Source organism: Vibrio hangzhouensis (genome assembly GCF_900107935.1).
In the GTDB taxonomy this organism is placed as follows: domain Bacteria; phylum Pseudomonadota; class Gammaproteobacteria; order Enterobacterales; family Vibrionaceae; genus Vibrio; species Vibrio hangzhouensis.
In genome coordinates this window covers 25217-50350 of the sequence record NZ_FNVG01000008.1, presented here as the reverse complement: position 1 = coordinate 50350, position 25134 = coordinate 25217, and the positions used below count along the sequence as shown (strand labels likewise).

Sequence of the window (25134 nt, the reverse complement as noted above, 5' to 3'; positions counted from 1 at the left end):
GGTGATAACCGATTCGCAAAAACCAAAGAGTTCAGACTATTCTTACTATCCGGGAGTTGATTTTGCCTTTTAAGTCTGCCGTCGCTAAATGATTAAAGGATGTCAATGGAGCAGCTAGAGTTTTTTACGGTGCCTAGTCCGTGTGTACGCGTGTGTACTGTTGATGAGAAAGGGTACTGCATGGGTTGTATGCGCAAGCGTGAGGAGCGCTTTAACTGGCTCTCCTACACGCCTGCTCAGCAGTTACATATCATCAAGCTATGTCGACAAAGGTATCGTCGGAAGTTAATGCAGGGCAAAGTTCAGGTAGTTAACAAAGTCCTGGAGGAGCAAGAAAGTCCTCAGCAAGACCTGTTTTGATGAAACCGCACTTGGGCAGCTAATCGTTCAAAGTGGTGTTTTTGTATTTGGCTTCTAATTGAGTAATGCGTCTTATTGATAATGCAGAATCGTAGACAGTCGTGTGCCAATTTGTCCCTTTCCCAGTTCTTAGTGGTTCTCCGTCTAACCCGTTTGGACTTCACTTTTGTCATTGTTAAACCAATCCCAAGGTTCCTACTGGCTAAGGCTGTTAGGTTAGATCCTGACATGCCAGTTTTTTGAAGTGGCTCTCAAAACAGGATGATGTAACGTCTATGTTAAGAATGACGGGCCAATTCACGCAAAAAGTGTGACGTTAGTTCAAAATAGCTCTGGCGTCCCACACGCAATTCTGTTTATTATAGATTGGTCAATTACCAATAAATTTGAATGGATTCATGCGGATACTCATATGTGATGACTCAAAAGTCGCCAGAAGAAGTTTAGCAAATTGTATTGCCGGCTCGTTTGAAGGCGAAATCATGTATGCCGAAAGTGGACAAGAAGCTCTGGATTTGATGGAGAGCGTTGCCATCAATGTTCTGTTTCTGGACTTAACCATGCCAGAAATGGATGGTTTTGAAGTATTGCAGTCTCTTCAATCTACAACACACGAAGCGAAAATCGTGGTGGTATCTGGTGACATCCAACAGCCGGCTCAGCAACGCTGCTTCGAACTCGGTGCCTACGCTTTCATTCAAAAGCCCTTGACTGCCGAGTCCGCTGGCCCACTTTTCAACGATCTGCACATCCCATTTAGCACTATTCAGGCGGTGCAAACGCCACTGAGCAAGGCTCAAATGTTCGAGCTGTTTCAGGAAACAGCGAATATCGCTTTGGGGGCGGGGGCTGCAACCATGTCTGAGCAGCTTAAAGAGTTCATTTTATTGCCGGTACCTACGGTCGGTGAACTGACCTTCAGTGAACTGACGATGATGATTCAGGATACTCTGAATCGAGACGGCAGTTGTGCTGCAGCCCAGCGATTTGTGGGCGGAGGTCTGCATGGTGAGGCTTTGGTGTGTATTGAGGGGGAATCGGTTTCCCTTGTTGGTCGACGATTAGGGTTTGATCACGGCGAAGTGTCCCGCGATGAAATAGTGGTCAATCTGGTGAATGTTCTGGTTTCTTCCTTTCTGGTATCACTGTCGGAGCAGTTGGGGTTGGAATTTTCATTGCGCGAACCCCTTCGAATTCAAGCGTTTAGTCCCCAAAATTCGATGCTTAACGAGAGCGAGCACGTGTTTACAGTGGAGTACACCTATGACGCGGAAGCGTTAGATTTATTCTGCTCAGTCCTTTTTATGTTTGATGAAGAGTCAGTGGAGATCATTCATCGCCAAATGGAGTTATTACAATGACGACCATGACGACTATGACTCTGGAACTGACCGATTTTCACTGGACGATGCAACTACTCGACACCTTGGATGCAGGCCTTGTGGTGGTGGATCGTGAATACCGAGTGTGTGCCTGGAACAGTTTCATGCAGCATTACAGCGGAATTAATGCTGACAACATTATGGGCAAATGTTTGTTCCGTAGTTACCCGAACCTACCTGAGCGGTGGTTAAAGGCGAAGCTGGAATCAACCGCAAAGTTGAAAACACGCGGTTTTTCTAACTGGGAAGACCGACCAATTATCTTTGAGTTCAAGAATTTCTCTCCAGTGTCTCAAGGGCTGCTCAACATGTATCAAAATATGGTGATTACGCCTCTCAAATCTCCTAAGGGCGAGGTGACGCACTTTGCCATCATGCTCCAGGATGTCTCTGACATCGCCAAAAGCAAGATGCACCTGAAACGCTCGAATGAAAAGCTGACCGAGATGGGCAGAACCGATGGTTTGACCGGTTTATTCAATCGGGCTTTCTGGGAGTCTAAGTTTGTTGAGGAGTTCAATTCGCTACAAACTCATGGTGGGACGTCAACACTCGTCATGTTTGACATTGACCACTTCAAACGGGTCAATGATACCTATGGCCATGCCATTGGCGACTTCGTGATCAGGGAAACTGCGCAACAACTGATGAAAGCGGCGCGAGGAAGCGACGTGTGTGGGCGATATGGCGGAGAAGAATTTGCAGTGTTGCTGACAGAGACGACGGCAGATCAGGCCTCGTATTTTGCGGAGCGGCTGCGCAAGCGTATCGAAGAACTGTCTCTTGCAATTGATGGGCATGAACTGAAATACACCATCAGCCTCGGTATTACGGAGTATAACCTCCTCGACACTGGCCACCTTGACTGGCTGAAAAGAGCAGACAAAGCCCTCTATCAATCTAAAGAAGCAGGGCGCAACGCAACCTCAATCCTTTGATATTTATCTTTGATGAACGGTTTTCGGAGCGCGGATTGCGTGTCGCGCTCGCTTTCGTACGATCAAAATCCCCGATGCTAACAACGTGATTGCAATGCCGCTTAATGCGAGAAAGTTCATAACGCTAGAAATACTTTGCTTTTCAATAAAGTAGCCTACAATGAACGTTCCGAAAGAGAACCCTATAGAAACTGCCGCTGCCATGAAGCCTTGTGAGGTAGCGGGTGAATATGGGCTAAGCTCGTCAGCCAGTGCAGCAATCGAAATATCATTCCATGCGCCATTCACAATAGAAATTAGCACCAAATAAAGGGGTAATAGCACTGTTAAAGTGGCACCATACATCAGCCATATTCCGACGCCAACCATAAGGTTGACCAGAATGGTGACAAACCATAATGCATGTGACCCGTGCTTCTCCATCCAGCGTCCGGCGGGTTGCAGGGCGATAAGCGTGACAGCAGCAGCCATTGCCATCCCGAACGACGAACTGGACATACTGACCCCAAATCCCTGTTCAATGATGACCGGCCCCATCTCAACCATGTTTGAGCCGACAAACATGGACAGCAGGACGCACAATACAAAGCTATACCATAAAAACTTAGAACGGCTATTGGTGGGGAGAGTTTGGCGGTCATTATCTGAAGAGTTCAGCACGATTTTCTTTGGAGGCGCGGCGATGATGACCAACAAAAGCACAAGGTCTAATACCAGTAAAGCGATGAGTTGGGTTGATGATCCAAAGCCTGTGTAATCTAAAACGCCAATAAGTGTACCAGCGACCATCACTCCGAACATTTGCAACTGGAACAACCGTTTCAGCGAGCGGGACTGTTTGATGTTACAGGGATTAAGACGTAGGGCATAGGTAGGATTGAGTATGAGCAGAAGATTACTACCTATACCAATAAGAGCGGCTATGAACCAATAATGCCACAGGGTATCAGAGACGAAGATCAACAGTAACAGAGCAGCAGTGTGGCTAATAAGTGCCGTAAGATGGAAGGGGCGATGCAAGGCGTAGTGGTCAGCAACGGCTCCCAAAACAGGAGCAATTAAGCCACACAAGCCAAGAATCATCATAACTTGTCCGACGACGATACCACTGCCAGTACGAGAAATGATAAGAGGAGCAATCACGACAGCTATACCTATCCACTGAACGACCCCCATAGAAGCCTGACTCAACTGCCAGAGGTTTTTCTTATTCATAGTCCATTCTTTCCCCATAATAATGGTTGGACTATATAAGAAAACGAGCTTCCGTGAAGCTCGCTCAGTGTCAATAATACTATACGCTTAGCTGAGTGCCAGTTTCGGGTTGTTGATCATAACCAACCAACGCTTTCTTTGCTCTTTCAACACCATATCCAGTTGTTTAATACGCACCCGAAGCAGCGCATTTTCGTACTTCTCTTTGACACTGGATTTTGCCGAATCAATCAGTTGCGTCTTGAGTTCATCGTATTCGCCAAGTCGGCTGAGCAGTTGTTGTAACTCACTCTCTAGTACCGACTGGATTTTGTCCGCATTCGGCAATTGAAAGATTCGTCCTTTTGCCGCTTGCATCGTCTGAATCAGACGGGCCTTTTCTATGCGGTAGGAAGAGACACGTTTGAGATTTTTAGTTAAGCCAACATAAGCGCAGCTGCGGATGAGCCATTTTGTCGGGTCGAACTGCCACCAACGAATGCCATTTCGATAGTCGTGTTCAAAGATATGGTGGAAGTTGTGGTAGCCCTCTCCAAATGTGAAAAATGCTAACACGCCATTGTCTCTCGCTGTGTTTTTACTGGTGTAGGGCTGTGATCCCCAAATGTGAGCCAGCGAGTTAATGAAAAAAGTTGTGTGATGACTTAATACCAGTCGAAGTGCTCCTACGACCAAGACGAAGCCAAGAATGTCACCGTAGATGGCACCAAGTAAAACAGGAAGTCCCAGGTTCGTCAAAAGAGCGAGCGAGATGTAGTGTTTGTGTTGCCACATGACCACTTTGTCCTTCTGTAGATCACGGCAGTTTCGATAGTCAGAGTATCGTTCAGCCTGGTACTCTCTGAGCATCCAACCGATATGAGAATACCAGAACCCTCGTTTAGCCGAGTAAGGGTCTTTGTCATTGTTATCCACGTGTTTGTGATGGACACGGTGATCGGAAGACCAGTGCAATGCGCTGTTTTGTAGGGCGAAAGCGCCACCAATCGCAAAAAGGTATTTCAAAGCATCATGCGCTTCATACGTTTTATGGGACCAGAGTCTGTGGTAGCCCGCGGTAATCGACAGGCCACAAAAGACAAACGCAATGACCAACCAGATCCAATGCACCAATGAATATCCCTGTACCAAACCATACCAGGCAACGCCAACCGTCGCCAAAAGAAAAGTACCAAGGAAAATAGCCACATTTAGCCAGATGATAGGGGGTTTTTGAGCCGTGTTCATACCAAAACTCCATTTAGGCTTACAACTGTTCGCTAGAATATCAGCGTACACGTGTAAGTCAAACGGTTAGTTGTTACTTTGTTTTTCTTTATATGCACCAAGGTAACTCGAAACTGAAAACTTTTGGTGCAGAAAACAGGGTAGCTTGATTCTAACGTTCTGAAATTAATGGGTTAAGTTAAATGGTATGCATGCTGATCATGGAATGTGGTCTAAGTTGTATACAATCAACAATACATAAGGGAAAGTAAATGGAAAAGGACGTGAACAATGACTTGGTCTAGGGGTTGGATGACAGACGCAAGATCATGACGATTGCGATCTCGTTTGGATTAGGCCTCGGAGTCATGCTGGTACCTGATTTGTTCAAACAGGCGCCCAAATTGGTACAGACAATATTTGGCTCACCAGTCACCATGTCGGGCATCGTCGCATTGACCATTACCGGATTACTCTCTTTTGTGCCTGAGAGTGAGAAAACGTCAGTCCCTGAGTCGGTAGAAGCTGGCAAGGCATAATTAAGACGGGCATTCAGCTACTTTGCTGGATGCCCAGGTTGATGTCAGCGCTGTCGAGCCTTCACTAATCTTGCCGCCAGCTCGGCAAATCCATAGCCTCCATTGGCATTGGTAATGTAAGACGGTCTGGCCCCAAGTTTCTCAAGTAATGGTGTAATATTGCTGACCCCAAAGGTGACAGGTAGCCAGGCGAACATGGATTCATCGTTAAGTGAATCACCTATATAGCTGATGTTATTCAATGTGAGTCGATCAAAGTCAGTATGGTCCTTTAGATACCGCTCACTAGAATAGCGTTTATTGTGGTCACCGATCCACACGTTGATGTGAATGGAGCTTTGCGTAGCATGGACTTGTTGGCCTTCAAGGGTCAGTGACCGGATGCTGTGAAGCAGTCGGGCGGCCATATCGGCGTTGACGGGTTCTCGGTCTTGCCCAAGATTGATGGCAACGTCACAGAAACGAAAGGGCTGATCATTGGCGAATTCGATGCCCGGGTAATCACGGAGAACGCTGCTCAATAATTTGAGCAGTTTTTTTTGCTGTTCTCTCATCTGCTCCATCGGGATCAGCGAATGCGTTCGAAAGCCGGTTTCGTTTTTTTGCATCCAAAAGGCGCCGTTTTCACCGATCACGCCATGCACTGGCCACAGTTTGGCTATTTGGTCACACCAACCGGCACAGGCTCCTGTAACAGCAATGACTTTGATACCGACATTTTTCAGTTGGTTGAGCGCTTGGAGTGTCTCAGCCGGAAGCGTTCCGTCCCAGGTGAGCGTGTCATCTACATCGGTCAGTAGCCATGTAATCTCTTTGGCCTGAGCAAGGGGCAGCTCAGTTAAAGGCCTAGGCATTGATCACCTCTTGTTCTGATTGCAGAGCGATATCCAACGGAATACGCTTTGATGTTCGATTATCAAAAAGATGCACATGTTCTGAGTCAATATCAATACCCAGCTGTTCTCCGATAGTGATTTTTGAGTGCCCTTCAACGCGAATGACCAGTTTTTGCTCATCCTTGTTCAGCGTTTTACAATAAAGTAGTAAGTCAGCCCCGAGTGCCTCAATGAGCTCCACTTCAACGTGGAACCAGGGGGTGTCTTCCGTCAGACGTAAATGTTCCGGTCTTAAACCCAGTTTAATGTCGCCCAGATTAAGCGATTGAGTGTTCAGTTCAAGAAGCGAACTGCCAAGCATGATGCCTTCGCAGGACACGGTCGCGTCCATGATATTCATTGATGGGGAGCCAATAAATGTGGCGACGAACAACGAAGCGGGGCAGTCGTAGATCTCGAGCGGTGTCCCTACCTGTTCAACATGACCTTTGTTCAGGACGACGAGTTTGTCCGCCAGCGTCATGGCTTCGACTTGATCGTGGGTCACGTAAACGGAAGTTGTGCCTAAGCGGCGCTGTAATCGCTTGATTTCCAGACGCATCTGAACGCGCAATTTGGCGTCCAGATTCGATAGCGGTTCGTCAAACAAGAACACTTTAGGCTCACGGACTATGGCTCTTCCCATAGCGACGCGTTGTCTTTGTCCTCCGGAAAGCTGCTTTGGCTTGCGGTCAAGTAGCTCATTGAGCTCAAGCATCTCGGCGGCTTCAGAAACCAAACGCTCAATCTCCGCTTTTGGGGTTTTACGATTGCGAAGGCCATAGGCCATGTTGTCGTACACCGTCATATGAGGATAGAGCGCGTAATTCTGAAACACCATGGCGATGTCTCGCTCTCCGGGTTCAAGGGCGTTTACGACCGTATCATCTATGTGAAGTGTCCCAGAGGTGATCTCTTCCAGACCGGCTAACATGCGGAGCAGAGTGGATTTTCCACAGCCACTTGGTCCAACCAATACGACCATCTCACCATCTTCAATGTCCAGATTCAGTTTTGGGATCGCCTGGTAGCCGTTGGGGTAACATTTAGCGATGTTTGAAAGTGTAAGTGTTGACATTTATTTCTCCGAATCTACCAAGCCTTTGACGAAGGCTTTTTGCATGCCGATAACGACGATAACAGGGGGCAACATTGCGATGATGGTGGTTGCCATGATTTTGTTCCATTCAATGACGCCGTCGACGACACCGAGCATCTGCTTGATGCCCATAACTATGGTGTAGTACTGCACGTCCGTAGTAATCAATAACGGCCAGAGGTACTGGTTCCAACCGTAAATAAAGGTAATCACAAAAAGCGCCGCGATATTGGTGCGCGATAGGGGCAACAAAATATCGAAGAAGAACTTAACAGGGCCTGCTCCGTCGATTCTTGCTGCTTCAACCAGTTCGTTGGGTACCGTCATGAAGAACTGCCGGAATAAAAAGGTGGCAGTGGCACTGGCAATCAATGGAATCGTTAACCCATAGAACGAATTCAACATATTGAGATTAGTGATGACTTCAAACGTTGGCATGATGCGTACTTCCACCGGCAACATCAGGGTAAAGAAGATCATCCAAAACGCGACCATACGACCTCGAAAACGGAAGAACACCACCGCGTACGCAGACATGATGGAAATCGTCAGCTTACCCAGGGTAATGCACAGCGCCATAATCAGAGAGTTGGTCAGCATGTGGGTGATTGGCAGGGCACTGTTGTTAAAAGTACTTTCGTTACTCAACAGCTCGCGGAAAACGCTAAGGCCGAGATCGCCAAACCACAGTGGTGTGCCAGTGGCAAATTCCGTATTTTCATGGGTGGTGGCGACCAGGGCGATCCATACGGGGAGAGCAATGGACACAATACCAAGTACCAGAACCATGTGGCAAAACAGTGTAAACAGGGGTCTTCTTTCTACCATTAGTACGCCACCTTTTTTTCTACATACTTAAATTGAATTACGGTCAACATGGCGACAAGCATCATCAGAATGACGGACTGAGCCGCCGAGGAGCCAAGGTCGAGTCCAATAAAGCCATCGTTGTAGACCTTGTAAACCAGTGTCGAGGTGCTATTGCTTGGTCCGCCTTGCGTCATGGCATGGATAATCGCAAAGGTATCGAAGAAGGCATAGACGAAGTTCACAACCAGTAAGAAAAAGCTGGTGGGTGAAATAAGTGGGAAACTGATCGTCACAAATCGTTTGACGGGCCCACTTCCGTCGATCGCAGCGGCTTCATGCAGTGATTTGGGCACCGACTGTAAAGCAGCCAAAAAGAATAAGAAGTTATAGCTGATCTGTTTCCAGGTTGAGGTGATCACCACCATCCACATGGCGTGAGTGCCGTTCAGGGTGGGGTTCCAGTGCACACCAAACCATTTGAGTATGTCGGTGATCACACCAATTGTCGGGTCGAAAAGAAACAGCCATAGCGATCCTGCGACCACAGGGGCAACAGCGTATGGCCAAATCAAAAAAGTGCGGTAGACGGTTGAGCCGCGTACAATGTGCTCAGCAAATGCGGATAATATCAGGGCACTAACCAGAGCAAGTACCGCGACGCAAACGCTGAATTGCAGAGTGGTAAAAAACGAATCCAGATAGTAACTGTCGCTGAGCAGTTTGCTGAAATTCTCCAGCCCGACGAACTCCCTGCTGATTCCGAATGCGTCTTCTAATTGCGAGGACTGGAACACAGCCTGACCCGCAGGCCAGATAAAAAACACCAGGGTAATAATCAGCTGCGGCGCAATCAGTGCGTATGGCAGCCACTTATTTTTAAATACAACTTGTGATGACATATAAGATTACCGAACAGTCGCCACCCTCATTGAGGGCAGCGACGGTGAAAGGACTACGGATTATTTCTGTGTGCGCTCGAAGCGACGCAGCTGTTCGTCACCACGGCGAACGGCGTTGTTCAGTGCAGATTTCGCGGATGCTTTACCTGCCCAGACCGCTTCCAGTTCTTCATTGATGATGTCACGCGTTTGCAGGAAGTTACCAAAGCGAATGCCCTTAGAGTTTGCGGTTGGCTGTGTTGATGTCATCTGCACTACCGCAGTATCCGTGCCTGGGTTGGCTTGGTAGAAGCCCTGTTGTTTGGTGAGCTCATACGCTTGTTTGGTGATAGGCAGGTAACCGGTAAACTGATGCCAGTCTGCTTGCACTTCCGGGCTAGACAGGTAAGTGAAGAATTTAGCAACCCCTTTGTACTCATGCGACGAATGACCACGAAGTACCCACAATGAGGCACCGCCTATGATGGTGTTTTGTGGTTTGGCGATAAGTTCGTCATCGTAAGGAAGCTGGGCCACGCCAACATTGATGTCTTTCATGTTTTCCTGAATGCCAGCCAGACCCGCCGATGAGCCCATCGTCATTGCGCACTCTTGAGTGTAGAACAATGGCATGCCATCAGATTGGCGGCCGCCGTATTTAAACAGGCCTTCTTTCGACCACTCACCCATCTGTTCAATGTGCTTAACATAGGGTGCTGCATTGAATTTGAATTCGGTGTCGAAGCCACCAAATCCATTGTTTTTGGTGGCGACAGGGATGTTATTTCGTGCACCAAAGTTCTCAATTTGAGTCCAGGACTGCCAGGTGGTGGTAAAGCCACATTTGGCCCCCGAGGCAAGCAGTTGGCGCGATACGGTTTCCATTTCTTTCCAGGTCTTCGGCGCCGATTTGATGCCCGCCTTCGCGAACATATCTTTGTTGTAGTACATCACCGGGGTAGAGCTGTTAAACGGCATCGACAGCATTTGTCCCGCATTTGTGGTGTAGTAACCGGTCACCGCTGAAAGATAATTGTCAGGGCTGAATGGCTCTTTGGTGTCTTCCATCAACTCATAAACCGGGTAGATGGCTTGCTTTGCACCCATCATAGTGGCGGTACCTACTTCGAACACCTGAACAATAGCCGGCTGCTCTTTGGCGCGAAACGCGGCAATAGCGCTGGTCATTGTTTCGGCATAACTGCCTTTATAGACGGGTTTGATCTCGTACTCAGACTGGCTAGCGTTGAAATTCGCTGCGATTTCGTTCACTTTCTGACCCAGTGCGCCACCCATCGCGTGCCACCACTCAACCTCGGTTTTGGCATGTGCGCCCGTGCTCATGAGAGCGGCGGCAACCGCCATTCCTGTGAGGTGCTTAATAGACATAACTTTTCCCTTATCGTTTTGAGTATCAGTTCAATAAAGTCAGCGCAGATGTTCATTTGGTTTCGTGTATCCGCCCTGAATGTTCACTTGAAAGTTAGACTAGGAAAATGACGTTTCAGTGACAGTTAAATGAACTTAATTGAAAGATACCATTGTCATAATTTGTTGTTTTAATTGAAATATTTCTGTCACATAGCCCTGAGATGCTTCAGGTGAACATAAATGAACATCCAGGGGAAACAATGAAACTAACCGCACACCGAGGTCTATCCAGTAAGGCACCAGAAAATACTCTGGCGGCATTTGAGTATGCAGTGCGTTATGGGGCGGAGTGGATCGAAATTGATGTCCAGCTGAGTCAAGACGGAGTGCCCGTTGTCATTCACGATCAAACGGTCAATCGATGCACCAACGGTAGTGGCAATGTGGCGGCTTTAACACTCTCTCAACTGCAAAAGCTGGATGCGGGCCTTTGGTTTGATGAGCAATTTCGTGATGAACGAATTCCCACGTTAGCGGAAACCTTGATGTTTGCAAAAAGGCACAGGGTTAAACTTAATATCGAGCTGAAAGTTCATGAAGGGGACAGTGCAGAACTGCTGTGCCAAGCGGTTAAAAGGGTTATTGAGGATGTCGGTGCAGAGTGTGATTTGCTGCTGTTTTCGAGTTTTGAGACCGAAGCACTGATGCTGATGAAGCACCTGCTTCCAGATATCCGTCGAGGACAATTGTGGCAAAAAGTTCCGGGTAACGCGCGAGATATGTTGACCGAGCTTCAGGCTTTTAGCGTCCACTGTGATTACCGTTTTCTGGATGAAGCAACCGCGAAATGGGTCAAAGCGGCCGGTTATCAACTGTATTGTTATACGCCAAACTTTCCGGAACTGGTGGAACAACACTGGAGATGGGGCGTTGATATGATGATCACTGATGTTCCGCAAAACTATCAGCATGAAAGTTGTGTTCAGGAGTAATTTGTCCCGACTATGGAGTCGGAGTTTCTCAGAATTCAGAATGTGGTAGTTAAACATGCACAACTTGAGCATGCGGCAGCAACGGATCGTTGACCTGATCCAACAACAGGAATATTGCACCATCGATGGTTTGTCGGCTCTCTTCAATGTCACGACTCAAACCATTCGGCGCGATATCAATGAGCTGTGTGCGATTGGACTGGCACGCCGTCATCACGGCGGCGTGAGTTTGCCAGCAACCCTGACCAATCGTAGCTTTACAACGCGCAGTGCCACCAATCTTAGTGAGAAGCAGCGGATTGCAGAGCGGGTCGTTCAACAGGTTCCGGACGGCTGTACGCTTTTTCTTGGCATTGGTACGACGATTGCCGCCATTGCGGCATTACTAGGGAATCACAAAGAACTGCGGGTGGTCACTAACAATTTTCAGGCGGCACACATTCTTGCTCAACACGACCACATCGAGACCTGGATCCCCGGAGGCAAACTCAGAACCAACGATGGTGATGTCGTTGGTGATAATGTCGGATACTTCTTTGGCCAGTTTTCGGCTGACGTCGGCATCATTAGTTGTGCCTCGGTGATGAAAATTGCTGGTGGAGCCCGGACACCCGATCTGCCTCCGCTTGAGGCAGAGCCAACAGAGTTTGCGATGGAGCACCAGTTACGCGAAGCTGCTGTCAGTCAAGCCATCATAGCGGGGGCACAGCAAAAATGGCTGGTCGCCAATAGCTCAAAATGGCAATGTAAAGCCAGTGCGAGAGTCGCCCCCCTGACTGTATTCGACCGAATTTTCGGGTCAGCAAACGGTGCGGATTAGGCGACATTTTCCTCTGAATCGGCTTCAGGGGGAAACTGTTCGTAGATCGCTCTGAACTTGTCAATGTGTTCTAGCAGAGTGGCTACCAGCAGGGGATCGAATGCGGATCCCGCTTGATTGACGATATATTGCTGGGTCTCATCCATGCTCCAGGCGTGTTTATAACTGCGTTTGCTCAGCAGGGCATCAAAGACATCAGCGATGGTGATGATTCTGGCTTCCAGAGGAATATCGACTCCAGAGGTTTTTGAGGGATATCCCTGGCCATCGAAGCGTTCATGATGGCAGTAGATAATATTTTTCAGAAACCCGACTTCAGCGCTACTCGCCGTCATGACATCGATGTTGTTGAGCACGTCATCGATAATATCGATACCATATTCGACATGCTTATCCATGATGGCTTTTTCTTCAGCCGTGTAACGATGTGGACTAAATAGAATGTGATCTGGTATGCGATATTTGCCGATGTCGTGGAAAGGGGAATACAGTTCTATCCATTGAATGAACCTGTGGTCGACGGGCAGCTTCTTTGCCAGCAGCTCAGCAAGCAATTTGCTGTACTGGCTCATGCGCATAAGGTGATCTGCAGTTTCTGGATCCCGTTTGTGGCTGATCTTCAGCGCCAGTTTTAGCGCTTGCAGAAACATCTGGTGTTTATATTGGTCGTGACACAGCAAACTGACAATCACTTCTTTCACAAACAGCAAATCGGCGTGCAGCGCGCCATCGTTAAAGTAATCGGGCTGGGTGGCGTTAAAAAATAGCAATGCGCCGTTTTTTCGGTCGGTTTTCAGACCCATGGTGAAACTGCTTCTATGGCCTAAACCTTTTAGGCGCACATTGCGTTCGTTGTCACTGAGTTCGTTCAGATCGGCGACCACGCGGATTTCCTGATTTTCGATGATTTTAATCAGTGGCTGACAGTGTTGACTGCACATGGAAATCACATCAAAGCGATCGCTGGTGTCCTGATGGTCGATAACGTGGAAGTTTTCAAGGTGGTTACCCGATGTTACAGACACGCAGAGGCGTGACAGGAAAGGGTACTTTTTCCTGAGGGTGTTAAACAGCTCATCGATGCCGTTACGGCAACTCAGAGCACGATTGGTGCTGGCAATACAATCAATATAATCCATACATTTCTTATCATTAATTTTTATATGGTTATTGGGATAGTAGCGAGCACAAGTTGACCAGTTCAAGTGACTTCATTCACACATGACAATGCAAGCACATGTATCTCGTGCCGGGTCGATTTTTCTGTGATCAGGTTATCACGATCGCAAGTTGAGCAAAGAAAACGTTTGCCTGCCCTTGAGGGGCGCATTATCATCCAAACAAAAGTTTGTATGACCGGACAAATGTTTATGACCGAGCGCGAGCAACAGATTTTAGATCTTATCAAGCAAGACCCGATGATTGCCCAAAACACGCTAGCAGAGATGTTGGATCTCAGCCGCAGTGCCGTGGCGGGGCATATCATGAATCTCACTAAAAAAGGTTTTATCCAGGGCAAGGGCTATGTAATAGCACCCGAACGTTTTGCTACCGTCATTGGCGGTGCAAACATGGACTTGTGTGGACGTTCAACCTCAGAATTGTTGATGGGTGATTCTAATCCCGGCGTTCTGACATCAGGAGCAGGGGGCGTCGCCCGCAACATTGCAGACAATCTCTCCAGACTTGGCAGTAAAGTCCAGTTTATCGGTGCCATTGGTGACGACCTGTGGGGTGAGCAACTTCTGGAGTCTTGCCGTACCGCCGGCATTGGCGTTGAACAGTGTTTGATCGTACCGGGCAAAGCAACCAGTACTTATCTATCCATTCACGATCCCAGTGGTGAGCTCCAATTGGCGCTTAACGATATGTCATTGATTAATGAGTTAAACGTTGAGCAATTAACCAAACGCGCTGCGATGCTAAATCGCTCATCAGCAATTGTCCTGGATGCCAACCTCAGTGAGTCAGCGCTGGATTATCTGTTTCATGCGCACGCCGATAAGCCCATATTTGTTGATCCGGTCTCCTCAGTCAAAGCCGGCAAGATCAAACCGTATTTGGAATACATTCATACCCTTAAGCCTAACCTGTCAGAAGCTGAGTTGTTGGCGGAGTGCAAAATCGAGCACCCGCAGCAACTACCAGATGTCGCGAACAAGCTACATAGTATGGGCGTAAAGCGATTGCTGATCAGTTTGGGGAAAGAGGGCGCATATTCAAGTGATGAAGGGCAGGGGCACTTTATCTCCGCATCTAAAACTCAGGTCAATAATGTGACCGGAGCCGGCGATGCACTTATGGCGGGCTTAGCCCATGGTTATTTACAGAGTTGGGATTGGGCAACCAGTGTAGAGTTTGCCTTAGGTGCCGCAAGACTGGCATTGCAGTCCAACTCGACCATCAATTCAATTATGTCTGAAAAGGCGGTTTATCGCCTAATAGAGGAATCCACATGTTAGAGAAATATCTAGATATTCAACCAGAAGTCGCACAGGCACTGGCGGAAAACAAACCTGTTGTTGCACTCGAGTCGACGATTATCTCTCATGGTATGCCTTACCCGCGCAATGTAGAAACAGCATTGTTGGTAGAAGAGACCATTCGTGAGTCTGGCGCCGTTCCGGCGACTATCGCTATTATCAAAGGTCGCCTGAAGGTTGGATTGGACAAAGAGCAGATCGAGTATTTAGGTAAAGCTGGAACGGCCGTAACTAAAGTTAGTCGTCGTGATATCCCATTCATGGTGGCAGGTGAGAAAGATGGTGCAACAACCGTGGCAGCCACTATGATTTTGGCTGAAATGGCGGGTATTCGCGTGTTTGCAACTGGTGGTATTGGCGGTGTTCACCGTGGTGCTCAGGAAACGTTTGATATTTCTGCGGACTTACAAGAATTGGCGAACACCAACGTTGCCGTAGTATGTGCGGGTGCAAAATCGATTTTGGATCTGGCTCTGACTCGCGAATATCTTGAAACTCAGGGTGTACCGGTGATTGGCTATCAGACCGACAGCTTGCCTGCTTTCTACACACGAGAAAGCGAACATGGCATCGACTACCGTCTGGATTCTGCGCAAGAGATCGCGGTTGCTCTTAAAGCCAAGTGGGAAATGAATCTCGCTGGTGGTGCAGTGATTGCGAATCCTATTCCAGAGCAATACGCCATGCCAGTTGAAACCATTAATGGCGCTATCGAGCAGGCATTGGCTGAAGCTGAGGAGCAGGGCATTGCCGGTAAAGAATCAACACCGTTCCTGCTTGCGCGAGTCTGCGAATTAACAGGTGGCAACAGTCTGGATTCAAACATTCAGCTAGTCCTGAACAACGCTCGTTTGGGCGCAGAAATCGCAAAATCTTACTGTCAGGCATAATTAAAATAACGTCAATTTAGCCCCGCTCTGGTTAGGCTCATTTACCAGAGTGGGGCTTTTTCGATCTTGGAAGGCTGAGGCCAGACTTAAAACAGATCCTTTATTCGACTTAAGCGTTGTAGGGGGGATTTCAGGACGACTGGCATCATATACAACATCATCAATCGCATCACGTGATTTATTGCCACAAAAGCCGGTTCAAGGCCCAAGAGTAAAGCAACCGCCGTCATTGCCTCCACACTACCCGGAACCCAGGCGAGCAGCAGTACTTCCCAGTCAGTTCCTGTCAGGCTGCTAAACAGCCAGGCGTAAAATACGGTGACACTAACACCAAGTAGGGTGACGATGAAGCCTGCTTTAGAGTATTCGAGCGCCTGTTTCAGAGTTGTTGGTGCCAGCCGTGAGCCAATCAGAACACCTAAGATCGCGGTGGCGACCATGATCAGACTCTCGGGAATCACAAGTTGGAGCGTTGGAAACTGCGCGTTGTAGAGCGCCGCTACCAATAAACTGGTGAGCAGAAACGGCGCAGGTACACCGATTTTTCCTACAGCTTTACCTAGCAGGTAACTCGCCAGTGCTAAGAGTGCCAAATGTGGTATCTGAGAAGGAGATAAGGTTTGACTTAGCTGTGAAGTGCCATCCCCGGTGGTCGCGATAAATCCGGCCAGTACGACTAGCAACAGTAAGCGAATAGAGTGGGAGAATATGATTTTCGGAGAAGGTTTTTGTTGCTCCTCACTGATCATCAGTATCGCCGCCATCGCGCCAGGGATTGCGCCAAGGAGTGACTCAAACGGTGTCCACTTTTCTTTTTTATATAACCAGACAAAGTTAACACTTGTCTGCGACAGCATACAGAGTATTAGCCCAACAAATAGCGGCATAGAGAAAGAGTCAATCAGCTCTGAAAGCTGGACAGTAATACCGATACTGACCCCAAGGATGATCTGGATGGTGGTCAATACGGCAGTGGGCAACCTTAGATTTTTTTTGGTCAGGCGCAGATACGCCACCACAACCAGTGCCGCGGCAAACAGTTCGGCCAGGGGTATGGGTAACTGGCTTCCTAGAAGAGCGCCAAAGAGCCCAACTACGATGGTTTTGTATACATCCATGTAAAAAAGATCCATTACAACAATTGATCGAATTGTACTCTAATTTACATCTTCATCCCACGAATTACTCCAGCCTTAAGCAAATGAGACTTGATATTTATCCAAACCAAACAATACTTTACTGATAAAAAAGACAAGTAAGTGGTTGGAAATGAGCGCTGAACCTTATAAGGACGATAGGTTTACGGTACTGGTTGTCGATGATACCCCCGAGAACCTGGACGTACTCAATGGAATACTCTCCGATAGTTATCGGGTCAAAGTGGCCATTAATGGTCGTATTGCCCTAAAAATTGCCGAGCGTACCCCAAAGCCAGACATTATTCTGTTAGACGTAATGATGCCTGAGATGGATGGCTACGAAGTGTGTCAGACCCTCAAACTCAATCCGTTGACTCGCGACATACCGGTGATATTCGTGACGGCCAAGAGCCAGGTAGAAGACGAAACGAGAGGTTTTAAGCTAGGGGCTGTTGACTACATTATAAAGCCAGTCAGTCCGCCTATCGTTCGGGCCAGAGTTGCCGCACAGTTGGCTTTACACCACCAGAAAAGGCAGTTAGAGCGAGAAGTTCAAAAAAGAACCGAAGACATTAAGACGACACAGAGAGAGATCATTCATTGCCTGGGGCGGGCCTCTGAGTACAAGGACAATGAAACAGGTATGCATGTGGTTCGAATGAGTCACTACAGCCGTTTATTGGCAGAGAAGATTGGGGCCGATCCCAAGTGGGTTGAGCTGCTTTATGAAGCGGCACCGATGCATGATGTCGGCAAGATCGGTATTGCAGATAGCGTGTTGCTGAAAACGGACAGACTGGATTCCTCCGAATGGAACGAGATGCAACGTCATGTTGAGTACGGAGTGGCGATTCTAGGAAAGCACAGTTCTCCTTTGATTGATCTTGCTAAGGAAGTGGCTCTGTACCACCACGAAAAATGGGATGGCAGTGGCTACCCTAGAGGTATTGCCGGTAAGGCAATACCTCTCTCAGCACGTATCGTTGCCATTGCGGATGTGTTTGACGCATTAACCAGCGAGCGGCCCTACAAAGCCGCATGGAACACAGCAGACGCATTTGATTACCTTTGTCAGCAGTCAGGCCAACATTTCGAACCTCAGCTTGTAGAGGTGTTTATTTCGCTTGAGTCTGAAATAGAAAAAATAAAGCGGACTTTCGCCGATGAGGCGGTTGGTCAAGTCATGGAGAGACAATGAATTCAAGCAGCGTTAAACATTCTATATTGACATCAAATAAGATTGCAGCAGGCTTTTTGATTGTTCTGGTATTGCTGCTGTGTGTCGGGCTTGCGGCGTGGATAAGCCTGGACAAGCTCTTTCGTTCAGTCGATCGATATGAAGGGGCCGGACAGCTGCTGCTTACACTGGATCGGGCCCGCCTGCATGAATTGTCCTTTACCCGGGATTTATCGGATAAAGAAGCTGAGACCGCTTTTGATTATATGACTGAGGCACTGAAACTGTCGGAAACGTTTCATTTGGAGCGACATGAAGACAGCTCCGGCACCAAGGAGTTGGTGAGTCAAATCACGAATTATCGTGTCGATTTTCAAAACTATGTCAGTTTGTCGCAAATCTCCCTGGATAAGCGTGCGCAGATGGTTTCGGCGGCGAGAACCGCCAGTGCAATTGCTGACGCGATCCACACCTTGCAGGTGAAATACATTGAGTATGACAAGGAACAGGTCACTCAGTTGCGACAATCAATGAGTGACATCTCACGAAACTCTACCACGTCGTTTCAACTTTCTGTTGCAGTCGAGTCGGCGCGTAATCATGCCAAAGATTTTCTGGTTTCTGGAAACTTGAAGGAATACCACCTCAGCAAAGCAGAGTTAAATAAGATCGCACGATATCTGGATTTTCTTAATGACCGAATCGAAGACAGTCGGAGTCGTGAGCTATTAAATGAATTGATCAGCTTAGAAAGAAAGTACTTCCAGAACTTAACGGCATTCAGAGAGTCATCGGGTTCACAAAACCTGCGGCTAGATGATCCTCAGCTGGCCAATTTTACCCGAGTCGCGTTTGACCTGGCGCAGGCCGCATTGGATTTAAGAAGTAATGAGAGCCTGGTGTTTGAACGAGCGCAGGCGAAAGTAGCCCAAATACAGAATTTCATGGTTCGACGTATTAATTTGTCTAACAGTATTACCGCACTCACACAGGAAATTGATTCCGCCAGACAGACCGACAGGGATTTCTCACTCGCCATTTCTCCTGAAGCAAAAACCATTCATGCGCAAAACGTAATTACCCTGTTGGAGAGGGGGATTCAGAGAACAGAGATCCTAAAGGGCATGTTGATTGAGCTTGACGAAAAGGCATTGTTGACTGAGCTAGATCCCGCGTTGACTTTATATTTGCAACAGTTCCATCAACTGATGCAAGTCTCAAATAACATCGATCAAATTGCTGAACAAATGGTGGACTCGGCCATCGAAATTGACAGTGCTATTCTGGAAATTCGTAATCGCCGTTTCAAAGAAATGTCGGAGGCAAGAGGTTTAGCGAACATGACGACGTATGGAGGCGTTCTGTTTACATTAGCCATCCTGTTATTAGCCTACCTGATCAGAAAGTCACAAAAAGAGCTTCATACTGTTACGGAAGAACTGGCTGAGAGTAACGTGAGGGCTCAGAACGCCAGTCAGGCGAAATCGGACTTTCTGGCCAACATGAGCCATGAAATCCGAACACCAATGAACGCTATTATTGGCATGAGTCATCTGGCTTTGGAAACGAACCTCGACAACAAGCAGCGTCACTACATTAACAAAGTTCACCATTCTGCTCAGGCACTATTGGGTGTGATCAATGACATACTCGATTTCTCCAAAATTGAAGCCGGGAAAGTCGAAATAGAAACGGTGGAGTTTTCGCTGGACACGGTTTTAGATGATGTCATTAATCTGATTGACGATAGTGCTAAGCGTAAGCAACTTCAGTTGGTGATTGATGTGGAACCGGATGTACCCTCTTATCTCATTGGTGATCCGTTGCGGTTAAAACAAGTACTGACTAATCTGGCCACCAATGCCGTCAAGTTTACCGACCAAGGTGTTGTGACGATAAAAATATCGACTGAATTGAAGCGTAGAAAGAGTTGCCGGCTTCTGTTTTCGGTGGAGGACGAGGGGATTGGGATGTCTGAGTCGCAGATTGATTCGTTGTTTGAATCTTTTTCACAGGCAGACTCTTCTACGACGCGCAAATACGGCGGAACAGGTTTAGGATTGGCCATTACCAAAAATTTGGTTGAATTGATGGGTGGCAAGATCGCTGTTAAGAGCAGTTTAGGGGAAGGTGCCCGCTTCAGCTTCACATTGCAATTTGGCACCATTGAATCCGAGCGACAAGTCTTATATCCGCCTAAACTTCAAAGCCAGAGTGTTGCCCTTGTCGATGGTTCAGAGGAATCATCCCGTGTTACCTTGAGTCAGCTTGAAAGGATCCAATGTAAAGTCGCGTGTTACCCAACGCTGGAGAGCCTTGCTGAAGCACATAAAGACAAAACCACGTTTCCTAACGTCTTATTGTACGCCTGGCGCAGTGATGCTACAGATAACACTCAGTTGCTGCTCAAATTCCGAGAAGCTTACCCACAAGCGCTCACAACGAAGCTTCTGGTGTTGTGTGCTAGCGGACAAGACGACGTCATAGATGCGCTTGAGTCCACCGACATGCAGGCTGACAACGTGCTTGAAAAGCCTTTTACCGCATCAACTCTGCATGACGCATTAGTCTCTGCCGTGTTAGATGGCGAAGTCACAACCCATCGTCACAGAGCTCACTCCAACACCACTTCAAAGGCTGTGAATGCGCTATCTGACAGTCACATCCTGATTGTCGAAGACAACGTAATTAATCAGGAAGTGGCTAAAGAGCTATTGAAGTCCAAAGGGGTCAAGGTGACGGTGGTTGAAAATGGACTTGAGGCCGTGGAAATACTCAAAGAGCAAGCCTTCGATGGCGTTCTGATGGATTGTCAAATGCCGGTTATGGATGGCTATGAAGCTACGCGTACCATCCGTAGTGAACTGGCACTGGATACATTACCTATTATAGCTATGACTGCTAGTGTTTTGGTTGGGGACAGAGAACGAGCATTACAAAGTGGTATGAATGACCTCATAGGTAAACCTATCATTCTTGAGGAGATGTTCGAGGTAATGGCGCGCTGGATAACACCGTCACAACGCAAAGCGTCATCCGAGGCAGCCGACTTTAGCCACATCGAAGGTATCAATACCGGACTTGGGCTAAAGGCCGTTGGTGGCGATCATAAACTGTATCTGAAATTACTGTCTCGTTTCTTGGAACAGTATCGACAAAAAAGGTTTCCGTTAGTTAGCACAGAAGAGTCATCACAATTACCATTTGAACTGCATACACTCAAAGGCGCAGCGGGAAATATTGGTCTTACGAGAATTTCAGAAATTTGCGAGCAAATTGAGCGATGCCTTAATAATGGTGAATCTGAAGGGGTTGAACCCCAGTTAGTGCAATTGAATAAAGAACTGGATACAACGATTCGGTCTTTGGTTGAGCATCTAAAAGTTCCTCATCAATCCCAGACAATTAGTGATGCCAGCCTTTCGGTAACTGAGCAGGGACGTACCCACCTCAAGGCGCTTATTGATTTGGCAACTGAGTTCGATACTCAGATCGTGGATCATCTTAGCGACTCTGATTATCTGTCAGGAACCGGACTGAATCAGCAAACCATTAACGACCTGAAATTTGCGTTGGGGCAGTATGACTTTGAGAAAATCACTCATCTTCTGACAGAGCATGAAAAACGTATAGAAACTCAGCACGGTAATCTTTTGCCAGCAGGGAGTAAGGCTTGAACAACAATACTCCCCCTTAATCATTAGGAGTCTGGTATACTCGCCCCTTTTAGGGGTAAGTAGGGTTAATAATGAATTTCAAAGCAGCAATTTTCGATATGGATGGACTCCTTCTCGACACCGAGAATGTCTGTAAACGCATTTTTGAGAAAGCGTGCAACACCTTGGGTGTGCCTTTTCTTGAAGAGAGCTATCTGTCGATCATTGGTTGCAATTCCAAAACCATTCACGCCAAATTGGGTGAGGCTTATCACGATATCATCGACTATAAGGTGATCAATGAGGAGTGGCGTAAGAGCTATGATTCTGTGGTGTTTCATCAGGCGATTCCCAAAAAACATGGTGTGATTGAGTTGTTGGATTGGCTGAAATCGAAGGACATCCCTCTGGCCGTTGCCACCTCTACGCATCGTAATGTGGCCGAAGTGAAACTGAAGCTGGCGGGGCTGGATAGCTACTTTGATTGCCTTGCGACCGGCTGTGAGGTTAAACGCGGTAAGCCCGATCCAGAAATCTACCACTTAGCAGCGAGTCGCTTAGGCGTGGCGTCAGAGCACTGTCTGGCGTTTGAAGATTCAAATAATGGTGTGAAAGCAGCCGTCGCAGCGTCCATGCACACTTATCAAATTCCCGACCTGGTTGCACCGTGTGACGATGTCAAAGCGCTAAATGCGCAAACCAGAACTTCATTATTCGAGGTATACCAAGAACTATCAGATAGTTATACTATCGCATAGGAATAATTACACACTCATATGGAGCGATGCTGTGAAGCAAACACAACGTCACAGAGAAATATTGGCCATGCTTTCAGAGCGGGGTTTTCTGAATACTGAAGAGTTTGTCGAAGTGTTTGGTGTCAGCCCGCAGACGATTCGCCGAGATCTCAATGATCTGGCTAAGCAAGGGTTGGTGACCCGTCACCACGGTGGCGCATCGCTTCATTCCAGTACCGAGAACGAGGCTTATTCAGCGCGTAAAGTCAGTTATCAGGACGAAAAGAACCGCATTGCCAGAGAGTTGGTTAAACGCATTCCTAACTCTTCTTCATTGTTTATTGATATCGGTACCACCACCGAAGCGGTTGCTACCGCATTGCTTGAGCACAAGGATCTGAAGATAGTCACTAACAATATCAATGTCGCCAACATTCTGCGTGTGAAAGATGACTTTACGGTTATTGTGGCGGGCGGACAGATCCGCAATAAAGACGGCGGTATCATCGGCGAGGCAGCCAAAGAGTTTATAGAACAGTTTCGTCTGGACTACGGCATTATCGGAATTTCCGGTATCCATGAAGATGGCAGCCTGCTGGATTTTGATTTTTCCGAGGTTCGAATAGCTCAGGCCATCATCGCCTGCTCAGGACAGACCATTCTCGCCGCCGACAGCACCAAATTTAATCGTGGTGCCATGGTTAATCTCGGCCACATCTCACAAGTAGACGCGTTTTACACCGACGAAATGCCACCCCAGGAACTGGTGGATATACTGGAGCAAAATGAGGTGGATTTGCAGGTGTGCTAATCCCGAAGCAGAAAAGCAATCCCCAAGCATAACAATGTTTGGGGATTTTTTTTGTTTATGGACTCTGGTGTATTTATTCCTGTGGTAAATGATTCATTAAATATATAGCTTTTTACGCATAAACGACGTAAACCGACCTGGCATTAAATGACTCTGGTCTTTTTTTTGTAAACTAAACCTTCAGTCAAGAAATTCATATTTAACAATTGAATTGATATCACTTTGAACAAATCATGCTTAGGTGTGTGCGCTTAAATAAATAGGGAAAATTTTTTCTTTAATTCAATGACATATGCGTGATATTTGATTCTATTTGCAAACCTGTCGCACCACATTGGATGAGTCTTAAGTGTTCAATCGCTGTCTATTCGAAATATCATAGTTAGTGTCAATAGGGATATTGCATGATCACAAAAAAGTTACCGATAGTTTTACTGATTACTTTGTTTGTTGGTTGTACATCGGATAATGGGCATGAAGGGAAAAGTGATACAAGCATTACTTTTTCAGAATCTTTAAATGAAAAGCTTATCGTTCCAATGGTAACCACTGAAAATGTGAGAATTTTTGGTTTCCGTCATTATGACTATTGTGGAATTGAAGATCCTATCGGCTTAAATGAAGTACAAAATTACACGTTTAAGGAACTGCTAGATAAAGCCAAAGAGAATGATGGGGCAGCTCAATACAGGTTAGGGGTTATGTATGACATTGGCTATCAAGTGGCTGAAAATGATCATGATGCACTCTATTGGTATTGGCGCGCAGCAGAAAATGGGTATTCACCTGCACAATTCTTGTTTGGCATGCGCGCAATGCAAGGCACACATGTAAAAAAGAATCTCTCCATTTCAGTAAGTTGGCTTGAAGCTGCACATTTGGAAGGACACCCTTGTGCAACTACACAGTTGGCAAGGCTTTACCTAACAGGTTCAGGAGTTGATAGCGATCCAGAATACGCGTTAACTTTGTTGAAGCAATCAGAAACCTATGACCACAATTCATTTTATTACCAAGCAAAAATTCATCTAAATGGTATGGGGGTGGAGAAAAACAGAGCTAAAGCAGATGAGTTATTCATAAGGGCGGGGCAGTCAGGACACATCACAGCCCAGTTCCTTAATGGAAATAGATACCAATTAGACAATGACTTAGAAAATGCAAAATACTGGTATGAACGTGGTAGTGCTGGTCATGCGACTGCTAAGTATCAATTGGGCTTGATTCTGATAAAAGAGAAAGCATCAGAAGAAGATTATTTAAAAGGGATTGCTCTTCTAGAAGAATCATCAGAGCTTGGTTTTGCCCCCGCAAGTTACTATCTAGGAACGATGATAGTTAAAAAGGAAAATAAGACCGAAAAAGATATCGCAGATTCATTGAAATGGTTCCAAGTAGCAGCTAATCAAGGTCATTTTCGAGGGATGAATTTCATCGGACACTACTATGCGGAAGGGAAAGGAGTGGAACAAAGCTACGGAACCGCTTTAGTGTGGTATTTGAAATCATTACAAGTCGATAATTCGGATAGTAACAAATATGCGCTTGACCAATTAGCTAGCACATTGAGTAAATTGCCAATGGGTGTTATCGATGATGGAACTCAATCTTATGAAAACTCGTCACTAATCACGCCGGTTAAAAAACTAGGTTATGAAGTGGTATATATTCTTGAACGTGGTGATGGTTGGGAGAAAATATACTCAGAAAATGAAGATATTATCGTATTCATTAAACAAGGAATAGCATACTAAAG

Annotated in this window: 21 protein-coding genes and 1 pseudogene; 13 read left to right on the top strand and 9 right to left on the bottom strand. The window is 46.9% G+C overall.

Annotated features, from left to right (window positions below; genetic code table 11):
* The first annotated feature begins 105 nt into the window (after positions 1 to 105).
* The 3 genes from C4S60_RS09880 (at position 106) to C4S60_RS09870 (ending at position 2680) form a co-directional block, all read left to right on the top strand.
* Entirely contained in the window at positions 106 to 360 is a 255-nt protein-coding gene (locus tag C4S60_RS09880; protein ID WP_103880183.1) for a DUF1289 domain-containing protein, read from the top strand.
* Positions 361 to 758: 398 nt separating this feature from the next.
* Entirely contained in the window at positions 759 to 1721 is a 963-nt protein-coding gene (locus tag C4S60_RS09875; RefSeq protein WP_103880182.1) for a response regulator, read from the top strand.
* A gap of 5 nt (positions 1722 to 1726) precedes the next feature.
* Complete coding sequence (locus C4S60_RS09870) at positions 1727 to 2680, top strand: sensor domain-containing diguanylate cyclase (RefSeq protein WP_103880304.1); 954 nt, start codon at positions 1727 to 1729, stop codon at positions 2678 to 2680.
* A 3-nt stretch (positions 2681 to 2683) separates the two neighbouring features.
* On the opposite strand, the gene C4S60_RS09865 is transcribed toward C4S60_RS09870, so the two are convergent.
* Together C4S60_RS09865 and C4S60_RS09860 are read right to left on the bottom strand one after the other, a co-directional pair.
* Positions 2684 to 3895 carry an MFS transporter gene (locus C4S60_RS09865; RefSeq protein ID WP_160111352.1) on the bottom strand — a complete coding sequence of 404 codons (1212 nt, stop codon included), beginning with the start codon at positions 3893 to 3895 and terminating at the stop codon, positions 2684 to 2686.
* A gap of 87 nt (positions 3896 to 3982) precedes the next feature.
* The gene (locus C4S60_RS09860) at positions 3983 to 5122 is read right to left on the bottom strand and encodes an acyl-CoA desaturase (RefSeq protein ID WP_103880180.1); all 1140 of its coding nucleotides are present in this window, start codon (positions 5120 to 5122) and stop codon (positions 3983 to 3985) included.
* 293 nt (positions 5123 to 5415) lie between these two features.
* Here C4S60_RS09860 and C4S60_RS09855 point away from each other — a divergent pair.
* A pseudogene (locus C4S60_RS09855) lies at positions 5416 to 5640 on the top strand (xanthine permease XanP); the annotation flags it as partial.
* Between the two features lie 44 nt (positions 5641 to 5684).
* Here C4S60_RS09855 and C4S60_RS09850 read toward each other — a convergent pair.
* Genes C4S60_RS09850 through ugpB form a run of 5 tightly spaced genes read right to left on the bottom strand, consistent with a single transcriptional unit; the run spans position 5685 to position 10691 of the window.
* Complete coding sequence (locus C4S60_RS09850) at positions 5685 to 6494, bottom strand: HAD-IIB family hydrolase (RefSeq protein ID WP_103880179.1); 810 nt, start codon at positions 6492 to 6494, stop codon at positions 5685 to 5687.
* Positions 6487 to 7593, bottom strand: coding sequence for a sn-glycerol-3-phosphate import ATP-binding protein UgpC (locus C4S60_RS09845; RefSeq protein WP_103880178.1), 1107 nt, complete (start codon positions 7591 to 7593; stop codon positions 6487 to 6489). The genes C4S60_RS09850 and C4S60_RS09845 overlap by 8 nt, the downstream gene beginning before the upstream one ends.
* Positions 7594 to 8442 carry a sn-glycerol-3-phosphate ABC transporter permease UgpE gene (gene ugpE / locus C4S60_RS09840; protein WP_103880177.1) on the bottom strand — a complete coding sequence of 283 codons (849 nt, stop codon included), beginning with the start codon at positions 8440 to 8442 and terminating at the stop codon, positions 7594 to 7596.
* Complete coding sequence (gene ugpA, locus C4S60_RS09835) at positions 8442 to 9323, bottom strand: sn-glycerol-3-phosphate ABC transporter permease UgpA (RefSeq protein ID WP_103880176.1); 882 nt, start codon at positions 9321 to 9323, stop codon at positions 8442 to 8444. The genes ugpE and ugpA overlap by 1 nt, the downstream gene beginning before the upstream one ends.
* Before the next feature lie 60 nt (positions 9324 to 9383).
* On the bottom strand, positions 9384 to 10691 hold the full coding sequence (gene ugpB / locus C4S60_RS09830; protein ID WP_103880175.1) for a sn-glycerol-3-phosphate ABC transporter substrate-binding protein UgpB: 1308 nt from the start codon (positions 10689 to 10691) through the stop codon (positions 9384 to 9386).
* A 242-nt stretch (positions 10692 to 10933) separates the two neighbouring features.
* Here ugpB and C4S60_RS09825 point away from each other — a divergent pair, with 242 nt between their 5' ends.
* On the top strand, positions 10934 to 11665 hold the full coding sequence (locus tag C4S60_RS09825; RefSeq protein WP_103880174.1) for a glycerophosphoryl diester phosphodiesterase: 732 nt from the start codon (positions 10934 to 10936) through the stop codon (positions 11663 to 11665).
* Positions 11666 to 11720: 55 nt separating this feature from the next.
* Positions 11721 to 12485: a DeoR/GlpR family DNA-binding transcription regulator gene (locus tag C4S60_RS09820; protein WP_103880173.1), complete on the top strand. Its 765-nt coding sequence runs from the start codon at positions 11721 to 11723 to the stop codon at positions 12483 to 12485.
* On the opposite strand, the gene C4S60_RS09815 is transcribed toward C4S60_RS09820, so the two are convergent.
* Complete coding sequence (locus C4S60_RS09815; RefSeq protein ID WP_103880172.1) at positions 12482 to 13624, bottom strand: HD-GYP domain-containing protein; 1143 nt, start codon at positions 13622 to 13624, stop codon at positions 12482 to 12484. The genes C4S60_RS09820 and C4S60_RS09815 overlap by 4 nt on opposite strands.
* Positions 13625 to 13837: 213 nt before the next feature.
* Here C4S60_RS09815 and C4S60_RS09810 point away from each other — a divergent pair, with 213 nt between their 5' ends.
* Positions 13838 to 14947 (top strand): PfkB family carbohydrate kinase, encoded by a 1110-nt coding sequence (locus C4S60_RS09810; protein WP_244183077.1) that lies wholly within the window; start codon positions 13838 to 13840, stop codon positions 14945 to 14947.
* Positions 14941 to 15858 carry a pseudouridine-5'-phosphate glycosidase gene (locus C4S60_RS09805; RefSeq protein WP_103880171.1) on the top strand — a complete coding sequence of 306 codons (918 nt, stop codon included), beginning with the start codon at positions 14941 to 14943 and terminating at the stop codon, positions 15856 to 15858. Before C4S60_RS09810 ends, C4S60_RS09805 begins: the two co-directional genes overlap by 7 nt.
* Positions 15859 to 15944: 86 nt before the next feature.
* On the opposite strand, the gene C4S60_RS09800 is transcribed toward C4S60_RS09805, so the two are convergent.
* The gene (locus C4S60_RS09800; protein ID WP_103880170.1) at positions 15945 to 16976 is read right to left on the bottom strand and encodes an AbrB family transcriptional regulator; all 1032 of its coding nucleotides are present in this window, start codon (positions 16974 to 16976) and stop codon (positions 15945 to 15947) included.
* Between the two features lie 151 nt (positions 16977 to 17127).
* Between C4S60_RS09800 and C4S60_RS09795 the strand changes: the two genes are divergently transcribed.
* The 5 genes from C4S60_RS09795 to C4S60_RS09775 all read left to right on the top strand — a co-directional run bounded on the left by C4S60_RS09795 (position 17128) and on the right by C4S60_RS09775 (position 25132).
* Entirely contained in the window at positions 17128 to 18195 is a 1068-nt protein-coding gene (locus C4S60_RS09795) for a response regulator (RefSeq protein WP_103880169.1), read from the top strand.
* A complete protein-coding gene (locus C4S60_RS09790) occupies positions 18192 to 21851 on the top strand; it encodes a hybrid sensor histidine kinase/response regulator (protein ID WP_103880168.1) in 3660 nt (1219 codons plus the stop codon). The genes C4S60_RS09795 and C4S60_RS09790 overlap by 4 nt, the downstream gene beginning before the upstream one ends.
* Before the next feature lie 71 nt (positions 21852 to 21922).
* On the top strand, positions 21923 to 22588 hold the full coding sequence (locus C4S60_RS09785; RefSeq protein ID WP_103880167.1) for an HAD family hydrolase: 666 nt from the start codon (positions 21923 to 21925) through the stop codon (positions 22586 to 22588).
* 31 nt (positions 22589 to 22619) lie between these two features.
* Positions 22620 to 23378: a DeoR/GlpR family transcriptional regulator gene (locus C4S60_RS09780; protein ID WP_103880166.1), complete on the top strand. Its 759-nt coding sequence runs from the start codon at positions 22620 to 22622 to the stop codon at positions 23376 to 23378.
* Between the two features lie 404 nt (positions 23379 to 23782).
* Entirely contained in the window at positions 23783 to 25132 is a 1350-nt protein-coding gene (locus C4S60_RS09775; RefSeq protein WP_103880165.1) for a tetratricopeptide repeat protein, read from the top strand.
* Positions 25133 to 25134 lie beyond the last annotated feature (2 nt).